General features: G+C 64.6%; 16 protein-coding genes and 1 tRNA gene. 2 read left to right on the forward strand and 15 right to left on the reverse strand.

Going from position 1 to position 16649, the window contains the following annotated elements; genetic code table 11:
- Positions 1 to 89 precede the first annotated feature (89 nt).
- From rseP to rpsB, 8 genes are all read right to left on the reverse strand, one after another.
- The gene (gene rseP / locus G404_RS0111025) at positions 90 to 1211 is read right to left on the reverse strand and encodes an RIP metalloprotease RseP (protein ID WP_156906277.1); all 1122 of its coding nucleotides are present in this window, start codon (positions 1209 to 1211) and stop codon (positions 90 to 92) included.
- 14 nt (positions 1212 to 1225) lie between these two features.
- Entirely contained in the window at positions 1226 to 2380 is a 1155-nt protein-coding gene (gene dxr, locus G404_RS0111030) for a 1-deoxy-D-xylulose-5-phosphate reductoisomerase (protein WP_036521150.1), read from the reverse strand.
- A complete protein-coding gene (locus G404_RS0111035) occupies positions 2380 to 3117 on the reverse strand; it encodes a phosphatidate cytidylyltransferase (RefSeq protein ID WP_245584499.1) in 738 nt (245 codons plus the stop codon). The genes dxr and G404_RS0111035 overlap by 1 nt, the downstream gene beginning before the upstream one ends.
- On the reverse strand, positions 3104 to 3811 hold the full coding sequence (gene uppS, locus G404_RS0111040; protein ID WP_028641131.1) for a polyprenyl diphosphate synthase: 708 nt from the start codon (positions 3809 to 3811) through the stop codon (positions 3104 to 3106). Before uppS ends, G404_RS0111035 begins: the two co-directional genes overlap by 14 nt.
- A complete protein-coding gene (gene frr / locus G404_RS0111045; protein WP_028641132.1) occupies positions 3808 to 4365 on the reverse strand; it encodes a ribosome recycling factor in 558 nt (185 codons plus the stop codon). Before frr ends, uppS begins: the two co-directional genes overlap by 4 nt.
- A 3-nt stretch (positions 4366 to 4368) precedes the next feature.
- On the reverse strand, positions 4369 to 5115 hold the full coding sequence (pyrH, locus tag G404_RS0111050) for a UMP kinase (protein ID WP_036521152.1): 747 nt from the start codon (positions 5113 to 5115) through the stop codon (positions 4369 to 4371).
- 187 nt (positions 5116 to 5302) lie between these two features.
- Complete coding sequence (tsf, locus tag G404_RS0111055; RefSeq protein ID WP_028641134.1) at positions 5303 to 6229, reverse strand: translation elongation factor Ts; 927 nt, start codon at positions 6227 to 6229, stop codon at positions 5303 to 5305.
- 114 nt (positions 6230 to 6343) lie between these two features.
- Positions 6344 to 7099, reverse strand: coding sequence for a 30S ribosomal protein S2 (gene rpsB / locus G404_RS0111060; RefSeq protein WP_028641135.1), 756 nt, complete (start codon positions 7097 to 7099; stop codon positions 6344 to 6346).
- Positions 7100 to 7629: 530 nt separating this feature from the next.
- Between rpsB and G404_RS18850 the strand changes: the two genes are divergently transcribed.
- Positions 7630 to 7902: a hypothetical protein gene (locus G404_RS18850; RefSeq protein WP_156906278.1), complete on the forward strand. Its 273-nt coding sequence runs from the start codon at positions 7630 to 7632 to the stop codon at positions 7900 to 7902.
- Here G404_RS18850 and G404_RS0111070 read toward each other — a convergent pair.
- From G404_RS0111070 to G404_RS0111090, 5 genes are all read right to left on the reverse strand, one after another.
- Positions 7847 to 8668 (reverse strand): CDP-alcohol phosphatidyltransferase family protein, encoded by an 822-nt coding sequence (locus G404_RS0111070; RefSeq protein WP_028641136.1) that lies wholly within the window; start codon positions 8666 to 8668, stop codon positions 7847 to 7849. The genes G404_RS18850 and G404_RS0111070 overlap by 56 nt on opposite strands.
- Before the next feature lie 41 nt (positions 8669 to 8709).
- Positions 8710 to 9459 carry a phosphatidylserine decarboxylase gene (locus G404_RS0111075; protein ID WP_028641137.1) on the reverse strand — a complete coding sequence of 250 codons (750 nt, stop codon included), beginning with the start codon at positions 9457 to 9459 and terminating at the stop codon, positions 8710 to 8712.
- A gap of 94 nt (positions 9460 to 9553) precedes the next feature.
- Positions 9554 to 10438: a DMT family transporter gene (locus G404_RS18855; protein ID WP_245584500.1), complete on the reverse strand. Its 885-nt coding sequence runs from the start codon at positions 10436 to 10438 to the stop codon at positions 9554 to 9556.
- Between the two features lie 184 nt (positions 10439 to 10622).
- A complete protein-coding gene (locus tag G404_RS0111085) occupies positions 10623 to 12314 on the reverse strand; it encodes a hypothetical protein (protein WP_156906280.1) in 1692 nt (563 codons plus the stop codon).
- Positions 12315 to 12419: 105 nt separating this feature from the next.
- A tRNA-Tyr gene (locus G404_RS0111090) sits at positions 12420 to 12505 on the reverse strand.
- A 195-nt stretch (positions 12506 to 12700) separates the two neighbouring features.
- Here G404_RS0111090 and rlmB point away from each other — a divergent pair.
- Positions 12701 to 13570 (forward strand): 23S rRNA (guanosine(2251)-2'-O)-methyltransferase RlmB, encoded by an 870-nt coding sequence (rlmB, locus tag G404_RS0111095; protein ID WP_051280573.1) that lies wholly within the window; start codon positions 12701 to 12703, stop codon positions 13568 to 13570.
- A 94-nt stretch (positions 13571 to 13664) separates the two neighbouring features.
- On the opposite strand, the gene G404_RS0111100 is transcribed toward rlmB, so the two are convergent.
- Positions 13665 to 13937 carry an HU family DNA-binding protein gene (locus G404_RS0111100; protein ID WP_028641140.1) on the reverse strand — a complete coding sequence of 91 codons (273 nt, stop codon included), beginning with the start codon at positions 13935 to 13937 and terminating at the stop codon, positions 13665 to 13667.
- Positions 13938 to 14226: 289 nt separating this feature from the next.
- On the reverse strand, positions 14227 to 16632 hold the full coding sequence (gene lon / locus G404_RS0111105; RefSeq protein ID WP_028641141.1) for an endopeptidase La: 2406 nt from the start codon (positions 16630 to 16632) through the stop codon (positions 14227 to 14229).
- Between the last annotated feature and the right edge of the window lie 17 nt (positions 16633 to 16649).

A 16649-nucleotide genomic window follows, 5' to 3' on the forward strand; every position in this document is an offset into this window, starting at 1 on the left:
TCCCGGGATTGTCCCCCTGGTCACGCATGGCCCGGGGCGAATCGATCGGTTGGACATGCGCCACGCGTCATCAACGGGGCAATGCGCCTTTACCCTCCGAACAGCTTCAGCGACCCTGCATCGTTGAAGGTGACAAACAGCATCAGCGCCACGACAAGCGCAAGGCCGGTGCCGAAGGCCAGCTCAAGCCCGCGCTGGCTGACCGGTTTGCGACGGATTGCCTCGATCGCAAACAGCATCAGATGCCCGCCATCGAGCACCGGAATCGGCAGCAGATTGACAAAGCCCAGGTTGATCGAAATCAGCGCGATAAAGCTGACAAAGTTCTGCCAGCCCGACACCAGCTGTTCGCCCGAATACCGCGCAATCTTGATCGGACCGCCCAGTTCGCGCGCATCGCGCCTGCCGGTGACGATCTGCTGGATACCCGTCACGGTCATGCCGATGATATCGCGCGTGCGGCCAACCCCTTCGGCCAAGGCGCCGATCGGACCGACCGGGCGGTGTTCGACGCTGGCTGGACCCACGCCCAGAAAGCCGATGGCCTGGGTGTTGCCGAACTGGTCGCTTTGCACTTTGACCGCGGAAACCAGGCCCACCGGGATGCGCCGACCGCCACGATCGAGCACAATGTCCATATGCTCGCCGGGGTGGGTGGACACGATCAGCCCGATCGACTGAAACCGGTCGATCGCTGTCCCGTTCAGCGACACGATGCGGTCACCGACGCGCAATCCCGACTTTTGCGCGACCGAGCCGGCCTCGACCCGCCCGATCACCGGCGGCTCGACCCATGTGCCATAGGCCAGGGCAAACCCCGCGATGATCAGCACGGCGACCAGCAGATTGGTCACAGGCCCCGCCAGAACGATCAGCGCGCGTTGCCACAGCGGGCGCCCCTGCAAGGTCTGCGCGCGTTCGCTGGCGGGCAGCGCCAGCCATTCGGCACTGGGCTGGCCCGCAGCATTGCTGTCGCCTGCAAACTGCACATAGCCGCCCAGTGGCAGCACCGACAGTTTCCAGCGGGTGCCGCGGCGGTCGGTCCAGCCCAGCAATTCCTTGCCGAACCCGATCGAAAACACATCCGCGCGCACGCCGAACAGGCGCCCGGCCAGATAATGGCCCAGCTCGTGAATGAACACCAGCGGGCCCAGCACCAGGGCAAAGCCGGTCAGCGTAATCAACAGGCCAGGGGCATGTATCGGTGTCAAATCTCAGGACTCCGTCAAATCGCCAGCGCCATCGTCTCGCGCGCCCGGATGCGGGCCTCGCGATCGACCGCGATCACATCGTCCAGGCATTGCGGGGGCATGGGCACGCCGCAGGCCAGCACGTCTTCACAGCATTGCACGATGCGGGTGAACGCAATCTGTCCGGACATGAATGCTGCCACGGCAATTTCGTTGGCGGCGTTCATCACGGCGGCGGCCGCGCCGCCGGCCATGACCGCCTCGCGCGCCAGGCGCGTTGCCGGAAAGCGCACTTCGTCGGGCGCGCGGAACGTCAAGGTCCCGATCGCCGCCAGATCGAGCGGTTCGCACGGCGTCGCCATGCGCGCAGGCCAGGCCAGCGCAGATGCGATCGGCACGCGCATGTCGCTTGGCCCCAATTGCGCCAGCGTGGTGCCGTCGCGGTATTCGACCATCGAATGCACGATCGATTGCGGATGGACGATGATCCGCAGTCGCTCCACCCCCACCGGGAACAGATGCCAGGCCTCGATGAATTCCAGGCCCTTGTTCATCATCGTCGCCGAATCGACGCTGATCTTGGCGCCCATCGACCAATTTGGGTGGCGGACCGCTTCGGCCGGGGTGGCCAGGTGCAGCCGGTCGGTCGACCAGTCGCGAAACGGGCCCCCGCTGGCGGTCAGCGTAACCCAGCGCACATGCGCGACATCGTTGCCCGCCAGGCACTGGAAAATCGCGTTGTGTTCCGAATCGACCGGCAGCAGCGTGGTGCCGTGGCGCGCAACCGCACGCGTCATCACGCCACCTGCCGAAACCAGCGCTTCTTTGTTGGCCAGCGCCACCGTGCGCCCCTGCTCGATCGCCGCCATCGTCGGGGCAAGGCCCGCACAGCCGACAATCGCCGCCACGGTCAGGTCGGCCGGCCGCCGCGCCGCATCGATCAGCGCCGGTGCACCGCCAGCGGCTTCGATCCCGCTGCCGGCCAGTGCCGCGCGCAGATCGGGCAGCAGGGCTTCATCGCCGACCACCGCAATCTCGGCCGAAAATTCGCGCGCCAGTTGCGCCAGCAGGACAACATTGCTGTGCCCGGTCAGCGACACAACGCGAAACATGTCACGGTTGCGCCGCACCAGATCGAGCGTCGATGCGCCGATCGAGCCGGTGGCACCAAGGATGGAAAGGCTACGCATCACAGTTCCACCATAGCCGAAGCCAATTCCAATACGCCACTGACAAACAGCACGGCGATCAGGCCGTCAGCACGATCGAACAGGCCACCGTGCCCCGGAATCACGTGGCTGGAATCCTTGACCCCGGCGCGGCGTTTCATCCAGCTTTCGAAAAAATCGCCGGTCTGCGCGACAATTGCCGTCACCAGCCCGCCTGTCACAACACCAAGCCAGTCGTGCGCGTCCAGCCCCGAACTGTCGCGCAGCCCGGCCTTGAAAAAGGCATGCGAAAGATAGATCGAAAATGCCGCATAAAACGCCATTGCCGCAAGCATGCCGCCGCCCAGCCCGCTCCAGGTCTTGGATGGACTGATTGTCGGTGCAATTTTTGGCCCACCCAGTGACCGGCCTGCAAAATATGCGCCGACATCCACCGCAATCACGCTGCCCACCGCCGCCAGCAGCACAAGCGGCGGCATGACCTGGGGCACGGCGGAAAGGCAGGCCAGACCGATATAGCCGACGCCTGCCAGCAGCCAGATGGCACGGCCGACAATGCCCTTTTCAAAGGCCAGCACCAGCATGGTCCATTCGGCAAGGATACCAAGGCCGACGGCAACAATGAACCCTGTAAGAACCAGGCCGCCCAGCCAGAACGCAGCGCCCGCCACCGCGATCATCACCGCGGCAGAGGCCGAACGCACCGCCAGGTCGGACCGCTTGCGCGGATGCGGATTGATACGCTCAGCGTCCGCCAAAGCGACGCTCCCGCCGGGTATATTCGGCAATGGCCGCCTCCAGATGGTCTTTTCCGAAATCGGGCCACAACACGTCAAGGAACAGCATCTCGGCATAAGCCGCCTGCCACATCAGGAAATTCGACAGGCGCACTTCGCCCGATGTGCGGATGATCATGTCGAGCGGGGGCAGGTCGGCGGTGTCGAGTTCGGCAGAGATTGTCTCGGGGGTAATGGCGCCCTTGGCGGCTGCGGCGCGCGCGGCGCGGGCAATTTCGTCCTGCGATCCGTAATTGAGCGCCACTGCCATGATCATGCCGGTATTTGCTGCGGTACGGTCGCGTGCCTGTTCGATCATCTCGATGATATCGGGGGCAAAGGCCCCGATATTGCCGATGACTTTGAGGCGGATGTTGTTGCGCGCAAATTCGTCAAGGTCGGACAGGATGAAATGCTTGAGCAGCCCCATCAGCGCCGACACTTCGTCTTCGGGCCGCCGCCAGTTCTCGGTCGAAAAGGCGTAGAGCGTCAGCGCCGACAGGCCAAGCTCTGCCGCGGCGCGCACCGTGCGGCGCACCGCCTCGACCCCGCGCTGGTGCCCCAGCACGCGCGGCATATGGCGGCGTTTGGCCCAGCGACCGTTGCCGTCCATGATGATGGCAACATGACGCGGGCCGGGCGCCCGCGTGTCATCAAAGGCCGGCACTGCGGTCACCGGCCCAGGATTTCCTTTTCCTTTTCCGCCGCCACCTCGTCCGCGGCCTTGATCGCATCGTCGGTCAGTTTCTGCACTTCGGTTTCGGACCGCTTGCGCTCGTCTTCGGAAATTTCCTTCTTGGCCTCGTCGGCCTTCAGGTTTTCCATCCCGTCGCGGCGCACATTGCGGATCGCGATGCGCGCTTTTTCGGCATACTGGTTGGCCAGCTTGGCCAGTTCCTTGCGGCGTTCCTCGGTCAGATCGGGGATCGGCAGGCGCAGCGTGGTGCCGTCGTTGATCGGATTGAGGCCAAGCCCCGCCGACCGGATCGCCTTTTCAACCGGGCCGACGCTCGATTTGTCCCACACCTGCACCGACAACAGGCGCGGTTCGGGCGCGGACACGGTGGCGCACTGGTTCAGCGGCATGCGCTGGCCATAGACCTCGACCATGATCGGATCGAGCAGCGAGGTGTTGGCCCGGCCGGTGCGAAGCCCGCCCAGATCGTGGCGCAATGCTTCCACGGCGCCCTTCATCCGGCGTTCGAGATCGGCCTTGTCATATTTGGCCATGGTTCAGCTGTCCTTCCTGACGATTGTCTGGGTGCCCTGTCCGGCCAGAACGCGGGCCAGATTGCCCTGTTCACGGATCGAGAACACCACGATGGGTATGGCATTGTCGCGACACAGCGCCACGGCCGAGGCATCCATCACCTGCAGATTGTCGGCCAGCACCGTGTCATAATCGATCGTGTCGTAGCGTCGTGCCGCAGCATCCTTCTTGGGATCGGCGTTGTAGACGCCATCGACACTGGTGCCCTTGAACAGGGCATCGCACTGCAGTTCGGCCGCACGCAAGGCCGCGCCCGAATCGGTGGTGAAATAGGGCGCGCCCACGCCAGCGGCAAAGATCACCACGCGGCCCTTGGCCAGGTGACGTTCGGCGCGGCGACGGATGACCGGTTCGCACACCGCATCCATCTGGATGGCCGATTGCACGCGGGTATCGACGCCCAGCTTTTCCAGCGCAGACTGCATCGCCAGCGCGTTCATGATGGTGGCCAGCATGCCCATGTAATCGGCCTGCGCCCGGTCCATGCCCTTGGCTGCGCCCGCCATCCCGCGAAAGATGTTGCCCCCGCCGATCACCAGGCACAGCTCCAGCCCGGTTTCCTTGGCCGCCTTGACCTCTGCGGCCAGGCTGGCAACGAAATCGGTATCGATCCCGAAGGACTGGTTGCCCATCAGCACCTCGCCCGACAGCTTCAGCAAAATGCGCTTGAGGCGGGGCAGATTGGCCGGAGCAGGCGCCAGTGCAGTCATGGGGCTATGGTATCCTTTGCGGGGCCGCTATCGGAACCCTTGAAGCTGGGCGCCCTTATACGCACCGGACGAGGCGTGCCAAGGGTGGCATCGGTGTTTTTCCGGACGCAAAAATCCCCGCGCTTTGACACGCGGGGATTGTTGTTTTGGGCGCCGGGCACCCGACGGTGCCGGCGTCGAAAGCGGCTTACTTGATGCCGGCTGCTGCTGCCACTTCGGCAGCAAAGTCGGTGGTTTCTTTTTCGATGCCTTCGCCCAGCTGAAAGCGGACGTAGTCGACCAGCGCGATCTTGGTCCCGGCAGCCTTGCCGGCAGCATCGACCACCTGGGCAATCGGCGTCTTGTTGTCCATCACGAACAGCTGCGACAGCAGGGCGTTTTCCTTGGCATACTTGGCCACGGCGCCGTCAACGATCTTGGCCTGCACTTCGGCGGGCTTGCCGCTTTCGGCGGCCTTTTCGGCGGCGATCTTGCGTTCGCGCGCGATCAGTTCGGGATCAAGGTCATCGGCATTGAGCGCCAGCGGGAATGCCGCGGCAATGTGCATCGCGATCTGCTTGCCCAGCGGTTCCAGAACGTCGGCACCGGCTTCGGATTCAAGCGCGACCAGAACGCCGATCTTGCCAAGGCTCGGGGCGGCGGCGTTGTGCATGTAGGGCACGACCAGGCCGTTCGACACAGCGACGTGCTTCAGGCGGCGCAGCTGCTGGTTTTCGCCGATCGTGGCGACGTTGTTGGTCAGCTTTTCCGACACGGTGCCGCCATCGGGATAGGCAGCCGCCTTCAGCGCCTCGATGTCCGCCACCGCAGCGGCCAGCGCCACTTCGGTCGTCTTGCGCACGAAGTCCTGGAACTGGTCGTTCTTGGCCACGAAGTCGGTTTCCGAATTGACTTCGACAGCAACGCCCTTGGTGCCCGACACGGCCACGCCGACCAGGCCTTCGGCGGCGGTGCGGCTCGACTTCTTGGCGGCAGCAGCCAGACCCTTGGCGCGCAGCGCGTCGACCGCGGTTTCCATGTCGCCGCCGGATTCGTCGAGGGCCTTCTTGCAATCCATCATGCCGGCGCCAGTGCGCTCGCGCAGGTTTTTCACGTCAGCGGCGGTATAAGCCATTGCGTTGGTCCTTTTAAGTTTAAACGTGCGGGGCCGCAGCAACACGTGCCGCGGCCCTTATCCGTGAATGAGGACAGTTCCGTGACGCGCGGGCGCCACGGCCGTCCGATAAGCTCAGGCTTCGATTGCGTCTTCGGCGACCGGTTCATCCAGCGCGCCCAGGTCAACGCCCGATGCGATCTGTGCATCGCGGCCGCCACGCGTGGCAGCGGCGGCAACTGCGTCGCAGTACAGGCGAATCGCGCGGCTGGCGTCATCGTTGGCCGGGATCGGGAACGCGATGCCGTGCGGCGACACGTTCGAATCGAGGATCGCCACAACCGGGATACCCAGGACGTTGGCTTCCTTGATCGCCAGTTCTTCCTTGTTGGCGTCGATCACGAACATCACGTCGGGAATGCCGCCCATGTCGCGGATACCGCCAAGCGAAAGTTCCAGCTTGTCGCGTTCGCGGGTCAGCTGCAGGACTTCCTTCTTGGTCAGACCGGCGGTGTCGCCCGACAGCTGTTCTTCCAGCGCCTTGAAACGCTTGATCGAGCCCGAAATGGTCTTCCAGTTGGTCAGCATGCCGCCCAGCCAGCGGTGGTTGACATAGTGCTGACCGGCCGCGCATGCCGCCTGTGCGATCGGTTCCTGCGCCTGGCGCTTGGTGCCGACGAACAGCACTTTGCCACCGTTCTGCACGGTCGCCGAAATGAATTCGAGCGCGCGGGCAAACAGCGGAACGGTCTGCGACAGGTCGAGAATGTGGATGCCGTTGCGTGCACCGAAAATGTACGGCTTCATGCGGGGGTTCCAGCGATGGGTCTGGTGGCCAAAGTGCGCACCGGCCTCGATCAGCTGAGTCATCGTGACGACGGGAGCCGCCATAGGGTAATTCCTTTCCGGTTAGACCTCTGGGCGGAAGGAACCAACGCGCATCTGCTGCGCCCGGCACCGGTATGTGATCCGCCCATGTGGATTCAAAAGCATGGGTTGTTCGCTGCCCCGATCCGGTCCGGATGAACCGAATCGTCTGACACCGAGTGGCGCCGTTAGCCGCTTGGCGTCTGCAAATCCAGTGCGAATCCTGTGCAACTGCTTCGGGTCGCGAATCGGGTGATTCGCCAACACGCCGAAATCGTTACCTCACGATACCCTCATGGCTCGACATCGGATCCAAAAATGCGCGCCCGGAACAACACTTTGCGTCATTGCTTATGTCGATTGCGGATATTGCTTGACGATTTAGAACAAAAGTGGAACAAAGTTCTCATCGCAAAGGGCCAGACCAGCCCGACCGCGAAGGACATTATCCACAGGTCATCCACAGGGTGTCAAGCCCCGGACATGGTGCATGTTTGCGCCAAGCCCCGGGCTTTGCCCAGCGCAGGACGCTTGCCATGCTCGGATTGTTTGCCATGCTTGTTTTCGCCATTGCCGGTTGCACCAGCGCCGCTGTCATCGGGTCCAGCTTGCGCAGCGCGCTGCCCGCCTTGCGCCGCATGGCCGAAGAACGCCGCGCGCTGGTCGAAGACCGGTTCTATCTGTTCACGCTGATCGAAACGCCGCGGCGTCTCGGCACCCCCGCACCGACCGCCGCCGCAATGGCCGTGCGTGCGCCCGTGGCGGGTGTGGTCAGGCGTCGGGCAGTAATGCCGGTTGCGGCAGACCGCCTGCGCGCTGCAGCCTGACCCGCCGGTATCGCAGCACGCCCACCGGCAGCAGCGCGATATAGGCAAGACACAGGCCGACCAGTGTCCACCACGGCTCGGTCAGCAGTGCGGCAAACGCCAGCCCGATCAGGCCGATCACTTCCAGCCGGATCGCGCGGCGCGGGCGCAGCCCCGACCAGCCGAGCGTGGCGGTGTTGGATATCATCAGAAACGCGATCAGCGCGGTCCACACCGCAACGCCTGCGGCATTGCGAAATTCGTCGCGCCCGCTGGCGATCCACAGATAGACCGGCATCAGCGCCAGCCCGGCACCCATCGGCGCGGGCACGCCGGTCAGAAAACCGGCGCTTTTGTGCGGTTGGTCGGCCATGTCGATCTGCGCATTGAACCGCGCCAGGCGCAGCGCGCAGCACACCGCCAGCGCCAGCGCGGCAAACCAGCCCAGACGCGGCATCTGGTGCAGTGTCCACAGATAGACGATCAGCGCGGGTGCAACGCCAAACGCAATCGCATCGGACAGGCTGTCAAGTTCTGCGCCGAAACGCGATTGCGCACGCATCGCACGGGCCACCCGGCCATCAAGGCCATCGAGCATCCCGGCCAGGATGATCGCCAGCACCGCCGATCGATAATCCTCGCCAATTGCAAAGCGGATGCCGGTCAGCCCGCAGCACAGCGCAGCAGACGTGATGGCATTGGGCACCAGCGCGCGCAACGTCAGTCCGCGCGGCAGCGGCCGCCGCCCGAAATCATAGCCATCGGGATCGATGTCTTCGTCCAGCAGGTCGATATCGGCTTCGCCTGCGGCGATAAAGGGTGGGTCGATCACTGCCGCACCCCTTCGATCAGCGGGGTCTGGCCGATTTCGGCAATCACCGTTTCGCCGGCCACGACGCGCTGGCCGATCAACACTTTGGGTTCGGTGCCTTCAGGCAGATAGATATCAACCCTGCTGCCAAAGCGGATCAGCCCGATCCTCTGGCCGACCGCGACCATGTCGCCGCCTTTGACAAAGGGTACGATCCGGCGCGCGATCAGCCCGGCGATCTGGGTAAAGCCGATCTGCAACCCGTCGCCGCGCTCGATCAGGAAATGCTGGCGCTCGTTTTCCTCGCTTGCCTTGTCAAGATCGGCATTGAGGAACCGGCCCGGGATATAGACCACGCGGCGCACCGTTCCGCCGATCGGCGCGCGATTGATGTGCACATCGAACACCGACATGAAAATCGACACGCGCGTGACCGGCGCAATGCCCATCGCGGTGATGCCGGTGCCGTCGTTTGCGGTCAGTTCGCGTGGCGGGGCCACCTTCTGGATCAATGTGATCTGCCCGTCGGCAGGTGCGATGATGAAACTGTCATCGCGCGGGGTCACGCGTTCGGGATCGCGAAAAAACGCGCAGATCCCCAACGTCAGCCCGACCAGCGGCCAGGCGATGAATGTCCAGCCCAGCAGGAACGCGGCCGCCGCCACAATCGCGGCCACCCCGCCGAATTTGCGGCCTTCGGGGTGGATCGAGGGCCAGCGCCAACCGGCCGATCCACGCCCACGGTTATCAAGAATGTCTCCGGGCATGCGCGCGCTTCTAGAGCATCGCGGCTGAAAACAGGAACGGGTTTTTCGTTTTTCGGTGAAACGAGCCCCAACAAGGGCGCAAATTCAGGCGATCTCAGGCTTGATCGGGTGCAGGATTGCTCCACAGATACCACGCCACCGACCCCAGCACGACCGCCCCGCCCGCGATCACCGTCAGGCTGGGCCGCTCGGCAAAGGCCAGCCAGACCCACAACGGGCCCAGCACCACATCGAGCATCGAGATGAACCCCACTTCGCCAGGCGGCACCCGACGTCCACCCTCAAGCGCCAGGACATAGGCAAACCCGGTGGTCACCGCGCCATAGGCCGCACACCACACCAATTGCACCGGCGATGGCAGCAGAACCTGCACAAACGGCAGCATCAGCGGCACACAGGCCAGGGCCGCACAGGCGTTCAGCGCCATGACATCGACACCGCCGTGCCGCCTGATCGCCACCAGTTGCACCGCAAAGCCCGCGGTCATGACAAAGGCCGCGCCGATCCCGGCCAGATCGCCCAGCCCCGTCGACGCCCCCGCCATGGCAACGATGCCGCATGTGGCAAGCGCCCCTGCCACCAGAAACCGGCGGCTGACACGCTCGTGTATCCAGAAAAACCCGATGCCAGTGGCGATGAATGGCAGTGCGGCATAGACCGTCATGACATTGGCCACGCTGGTCAGCCGCAGCGACAGCACGTAGGCCGTGCCCGATATGATCGATGTGCCCATGAACAGCACGCCGACCCAGCCGCTGCGTCGCACCGCCAGGATGCGCGCCGGCCCGCCCCGTGCCGTGGCCAGCCCGCCCAGCACCAGCGCGGCAAAGAACGATCGCCACGCCACCAGCGAAGCCGTGTCGAGCGTTGCCAGGCGCACAAACAGCCCGGCCGTGCTCCACAAAACCGCCGATCCGACGACCATGACAATGCCGCGCCGGCGCTCGTGCGGGCTGGTGGGATACGTCCCGCCGACCAAGGCGTGCTCCTGAAACAAGAAATCCGGTGTGTCCTGCTATCGGCGGGGCCGTGACGCCACAAGCGGAATGCAGGACATTAGCAAATTGGATCGACGCCGTGCGTGCGCACGATGCAGCGGATGTTTCGCGATCGGCGACGTTCAGGCGGTTTTCACCCCAAAAATCCGGCGCAGAACCGCCGCGTCAGACAAGCCCGGCCAGCAGGTCGTCGTGCGGCGATCGGGCCAGAAACGCCTGCGCCTGCCACGGCGCGAAGCGCAGCCCGGCATAGCCCCAGTGCGGATCGTGCAGCACCTGCACCGTGCCCGTCAGGTTCAGCACCAGGCGCAGCGTATCGCCGTGCGGCAAATCGATCTCGCAGCCTTCGAAAGGGCCGGGCAACTGGTCGTCGCGCGGGGCGATGAACGTCGCTGTCTGGTTGTGCGCGGTCATCGGCGCAAACGCGCAGGGTCGACGCCGAAAGGCCCGCCTGCCCCCATGTACCGGATCGATCAGCGCGCCATGCCGGTGCAACACCCCGATCACGGCATGCACGTGCGCCATCGCCGCCAGGATCGGCGCGCCGGTATCATCGCTGACATAGCCGTCCGGCCCGTCCAGATATTGCGGGAAATAATAATGCCCGCAGGCACCGTTGATCACCCCCGACAGCACGATCGCACGCCAGCGCGCGGGATCTTCGGCCAGGCCCCGCGCGCCTTGCACCCGCCCCGTGGCCACCGCAAACAGCACCGGTTTGCCCCGGCTGGCGGCAGGCGTGGCACATCCGCCATAGTTGAAATCGGTCTGCACGATCTGCGCCACTGTCAGCCCGATACAGGACGACACGAACCGTTCGGCGCCGGTCTGTTCAAACATCAGGAACCCGGCCGGTGCGCCCACATTGGGATATTGGTCAAACCCCCACCAGTCGATGTGCGGATCATCGAGAAACCGCGTTTTCCACGGCAACAGTCCCAGCGACAGGTCATAGCCCGACAGATTGCAGAAAATCGGCTTGGCCGGCCCGGCCTTGCGCAAGTCATCGACCTCGCGGTCGAGCATGCTGCGCGTCAGGTCAGGATCAAACGCGCCGCGATAACCCGGCTGAGCGGGGTGGCCAAACACATCGGGCTCATCGATCAGGTTCCACGCGATCACACGCGGGTTGGCAGCCTCGGCAAGGGCTTGTGCGCGGGTATCGGCGCTTTTCCAGCCCGGCGTGCGCCAGCGGCCGGGGCGGTGCACGAGATCAAGGCCGCTTGCGCGCCAGGCACGGTGCCACGCCTCGGCGTCGCCCGCGTGGGTGAAATCATCTTCCAGCCCGATCGCGGTGTTGACCCCGCGCGCTGCCCAGGCGGCCAGTTCCTGCGCGCGGGCATTCCACACCCCGATCACATAGCGCTTTGGCCCCGCAACCCGCGCCACCGGTGCCGGCACTGTCCCCAGCGCCATGCCCGCTGCGCCCAGCCCGTAATCCGCAGAGGTGGGCGTCGCGCTGGCCACGGCACCAGGTGCCCCGCCGCAAGGCAGCGAAAAATTGTGCGCGGTCGATGCCGAAAATCCACCCAAAACCAGCGCCGCGGCCGCCTGCGGCTCGTAACTGACGGTGCCGCCCGCCGGCACGGTCAGCGCGATGGGCAGCGTGTTGAATCCGGCATGCACCGCCACTGGGATCGCGTCGCCACGGCGAAACCGCGCCCCTTGCGCGGCCCACGGCACCAGATGCCCCCTGCCCGCCTGCGCCACCTGCAGATAAATCCGGTCATAGGCCATTGCCACCGCACAGCGCGGCAGGCACCAGCCGTGCGCGGTGCCACCGTCGACCGCGGGCCCGGCGAAAGGCACGGCGATGCCGACCAGACGGCGGCCACGCGGAACCGAAGATGCAGGCATGGCGCGCATGCTACCAAGCCTGCGCACGCTGTCGAGTTCTTGTAAACGATCGGGCCAAGACCGATCGTGCCCATGCCTGTGTCGCAACGGTCGGCAGTGATCTGATGGTGGACAGGGGTGGATTCGAACCACCGTACGCTCTCGCGGGCAGATTTACAGTCTGCTGCCATTAACCACTCGGCCACCTGTCCACACCAGATAAGCCGGTGCCTGGCCCTTGTCGGGGCCTGGCAAATACCGATTTGCGTTACACAAACCGGCGTTACCAGCCGAGGGAGGCGACCCTTTGGCGAAGCGGGGCTTGCCTGTCAATGGGGGGGCTGGCACAGGGCCTCAAGAATTTTGCCTTACCGGCATACCCCGCCTTGCAAAGAAAGTGCCCCGCCATGGCTTCGCCCCGTCGCCCCTCTGATGATCGTTCGCGCCAGACCCGTGAAGGGGTCAATGACAGCGGGCGCCCGAAAACATCGCTGCGCGGGCGCGAGGGCCGGATGCACGGCGGGCGCGGATCGGGCCGGGGCAGCGCCGGCGCGGTGCGCCTGTGGGGCCGCCACGCAGTCGAGGCGGCGCTGACCAATCCCGAACGCGTTGCCAAAAAACTGTGGGGCACGCGCGAGGCGATCCAGGCAATGCTTGACGATCACGATGCCGAATTGCCCGCCTCGCTGCCGATCGAATATGCGCAGGCCGCCGATCTGGGCCGTCTGGTTGCGCGCGATGCGCCGCACCAGGGGCTGGTGCTCGATTGCGCGCCATTGCCCGACCTGGTGCTGGGCGAGGCGCTGGACGAGGCCCGCGGGCGCACGATCGTGATCCTTGACCAGGTGACCGATCCGCACAACGTCGGCGCCATCCTGCGCAGCTGCGCCGCGTTCGACGTGGCCGCGCTGATCACGCAGGACCGCCACGCTCCGCCCGAATCCGGCACATTGGCCAAATCGGCTTCGGGTGCGCTGGAAGTGGTGCCGTGGGTGCGTGTGGTCAATCTGGCGCGCGCGCTGGAAACATTGTCAGAGGCTGGTTACTGGCGCATCGCGCTGGATGGCGAAGGCAAGGCGGCCTTTCCGGCGGCACTGCCCAGCGGGCCCGTGGCACTGGTGCTGGGCGCCGAAGGCGACGGCATCCGCCGCAACGTGCTTGACCATTGCGATGCGGTCGCGCGCCTGCCGATCTCGGGCCGGATCGAAAGCCTGAATGTCTCGACCGCCGCGGCCATCGCGCTTTATGCCGCATCGATCCGCGACAAGGCGGATTGAGGCACAAAAAAACCGCGCTGCGGCACGAGCCGCGCGCGGTTTTTGCTGGTTCGGCGCGGGCCCGGTCAAGACCCCGTGCCGCCGGACGCGCCGATTAGTTGACGGCGTCCTTCAGGCCCTTGCCGGCCTTGAACTTGGGCTGTGACGATGCCTTGATCGACATCGGTTCGCCGGTCCGCGGGTTGCGCCCGGTCGAAGCCTTGCGCTTGGCAACCGAGAAAGTGCCGAAACCGACCAGACGCACTTCGTCGCCCTTCGCCAGTGCACCGGTGACAGCTTCGAACACGGCTTCGACAGCCTTGGTCGCATCACCTTTGGTCAGGCCGCTGGAATCGGCAACAGCGCTGATCAGATCGTTCTTGTTCATACCGGGAACCCCCTACGTTGTTTTTGTGCAGGTTATATTTGGCGTCGGAATCAATGTGACGGGTTGGGGGACATGAACGGGAAAGCTGCCGCCTGTCAAAGGCAAATGCGCACATTCGCGCGGATTTACCCCCGAAATCCGGGCAACTGCTTATTGGCAAAGCTTTGCCCGACCGCCGCAGTATCGCCGGGTAACGACCGGGTGCCGAAATGCTGCGCAACAAAGACATGCCCCCTGCCCGCTTTCGCGGGCAGGGGGCTGTCGTTTCAGACCGTTGAAATGCCGCGGCTCAGTGGGCCGTGGGTGGAACGATCGCTGCGGGCAACGCCGCCACGGGCTGGCTGGCCAGATCGTCGGCTTCGGTCCATTCGATCGGTTCGGTCGGCGATACCAGCGCACGCGCCAGCACCTCGTCCACATGGCTGACCGGCAGAATTTCCAGCCCGTCGAGGATGTTGGCCGGGATCTCGGCCAGATCCTTGCGGTTTTCTTCAGGGATCAGCACGGTCGTGATCCCGCCGCGCAGTGCCGCCAGCAGCTTTTCCTTCAGCCCGCCGATCGCCAGCACACGGCCCCGCAGCGTAACTTCGCCGGTCATCGCCACATCGGCACGCACCGGGATGCCGGTCAGCGTTGACACCATCGCGGTGACCATGCCGACCCCCGCACTTGGCCCGTCCTTGGGCACAGCGCCCTCGGGCAGGTGGATGTGCAGATCCTTGCGCTGAAAAATCGACGGCCGGATGCCATAGTGCGGCCCGCGCGACTTGACGAAACTGAACGCCATCTGGACCGATTCGCTCATCACCTCGCCCAGCTTGCCGGTCGTGCGCGCGGCCCCCTTGCCCGGCACGGTAACGCTTTCGATCGTCAGCAGTTCGCCACCGACTTCGGTCCAGGCCAGGCCTGTTACCGCGCCGACCTGGTTTTCGTCGTCGGACATGCCATGACGGAATTTGCGCACGCCGGCAAAGTCGGACAGGTTGTCCGCGGTGATCGTAACGGTCTTGTCCTTGCCTTCCAGAATGCGCCGCAGCGATTTGCGCGCCAGCCGCGCAATTTCGCGTTCAAGCGTGCGCACCCCGGCTTCGCGCGTGTAATACCGGATCAGATCGCGCAAGGCGTCGTGTTCCAGTGTGAATTCGCCCGATTTCAGCCCGTGCGCCTGCACCTGCTTGGCCACCAGATGCCGTTCGGCGATCTCGACCTTTTCATCCTCGGTATAGCCTTCGAGCCGGATGATCTCCATGCGGTCGAGCAAGGCCTGCGGCAGGTTCAGGCTGTTGGCGGTGCACACGAACATCACGTCCGACAGATCGACATCGACCTCCAGATAGTGGTCCTGGAACTTTGCGTTCTGTTCGGGATCGAGCACCTCGAGCAGCGCCGACGCCGGATCGCCGCGGAAATCCTGCCCCAGCTTGTCGATTTCATCGAGCAGGAACAGCGGGTTCATCGTCTCCGCCTTGCGCAGGTTGGTCACGATCTTGCCCGGCAGCGAACCGATATAGGTGCGCCGGTGGCCGCGGATTTCAGCCTCGTCGCGCACGCCGCCCAGCGACTGGCGGATGAACTGGCGCCCGGTGGCCTTGGCGATCGATTTGCCCAGGCTGGTCTTGCCCACACCCGGCGGTCCGACCAGGCACAGGATCGGGCCTTTCAGCTTGTTGGTACGCGCCTGCACCGCCAGATACTCGATGATCCGGTCCTTGACCTTGTCGAGCGCATAGTGATCGGCATCGAGCACGGCCTGCGCCGCGCCGATATCACGCTTCAGCTTGCTGCGCTTGCCCCACGGCAGGCCCAGCAAGACGTCGAGATAGTTGCGGATGACGGTGGCTTCGGCCGACATCGGCTGCATGGTCTTAAGCTTTTTCAGCTCGGCGCCGGCCTTGGCGCGGGCATCCTTCGACAGCTTGAGCTTGTCGATACGCTCGGCCAGTTCGTCCAGCTCGTTGCCGCCGCCTTCGTCGCTGCCGCCCAGTTCGGACTGGATCGCCTTGAGCTGCTCGTTGAGGTAATATTCGCGCTGGGTCTTTTCCATCTGGCGCTTGACCCGGCCCCGGATCTTGCGTTCGACCTGCAGCACGCCAAGCTCGCCCTCCATGAAGGACAACACCATTTCCAGGCGCTTGAGCGCGTCGTTTTCCGACAGCACCGCCTGCTTGTCGGCGACTTTGGCGGCCAGATTTGCGGCGACCGCATCGGCCAGCTTGCCCGCGTCGTCGATATCGCCGAGCGCCGATCCGGCATCCTGCGGCAGCTTTTTCGACAGCTTGGCATATTCGCCAAACTGTTCGACCACCTGGCGCATCATCGCCGACACTTCGGCGCCGGTCAGCGCGACGGGTTCGATCGGCTCGACGCCGGCCAGCAGCAATGCGCCGTGTGCGCCGGATTCGGACGAAAGATCGACCAGCCGGGCGCGTTGATGCCCTTCGACCAGCACGCGCACGGTGCCATCGGGCAATTTGAGCAATTGCAGCACTTTGGCGATCACGCCGGTGTCGTACAGATCATCGTGATCGGGATCGTCGATGCCGGGATCGAGCTGTGCCAGCAGGAAGATGTCCTTGGCCCCGCCCATCGCCGCTTCAAGCGCGGCCACCGATTTTTCACGTCCGACAAACAGCGGCACGACCATGCCGGGGAAGACCACGATATCGCGCAGCGGCAAAAGAGGAAAATGTTGCATTGAAATCCGGTTCCTTT

This window comes from Novosphingobium acidiphilum DSM 19966 (genome assembly GCF_000429005.1).
GTDB classification, from domain to species: Bacteria; Pseudomonadota; Alphaproteobacteria; order Sphingomonadales; family Sphingomonadaceae; genus Novosphingobium; species Novosphingobium acidiphilum.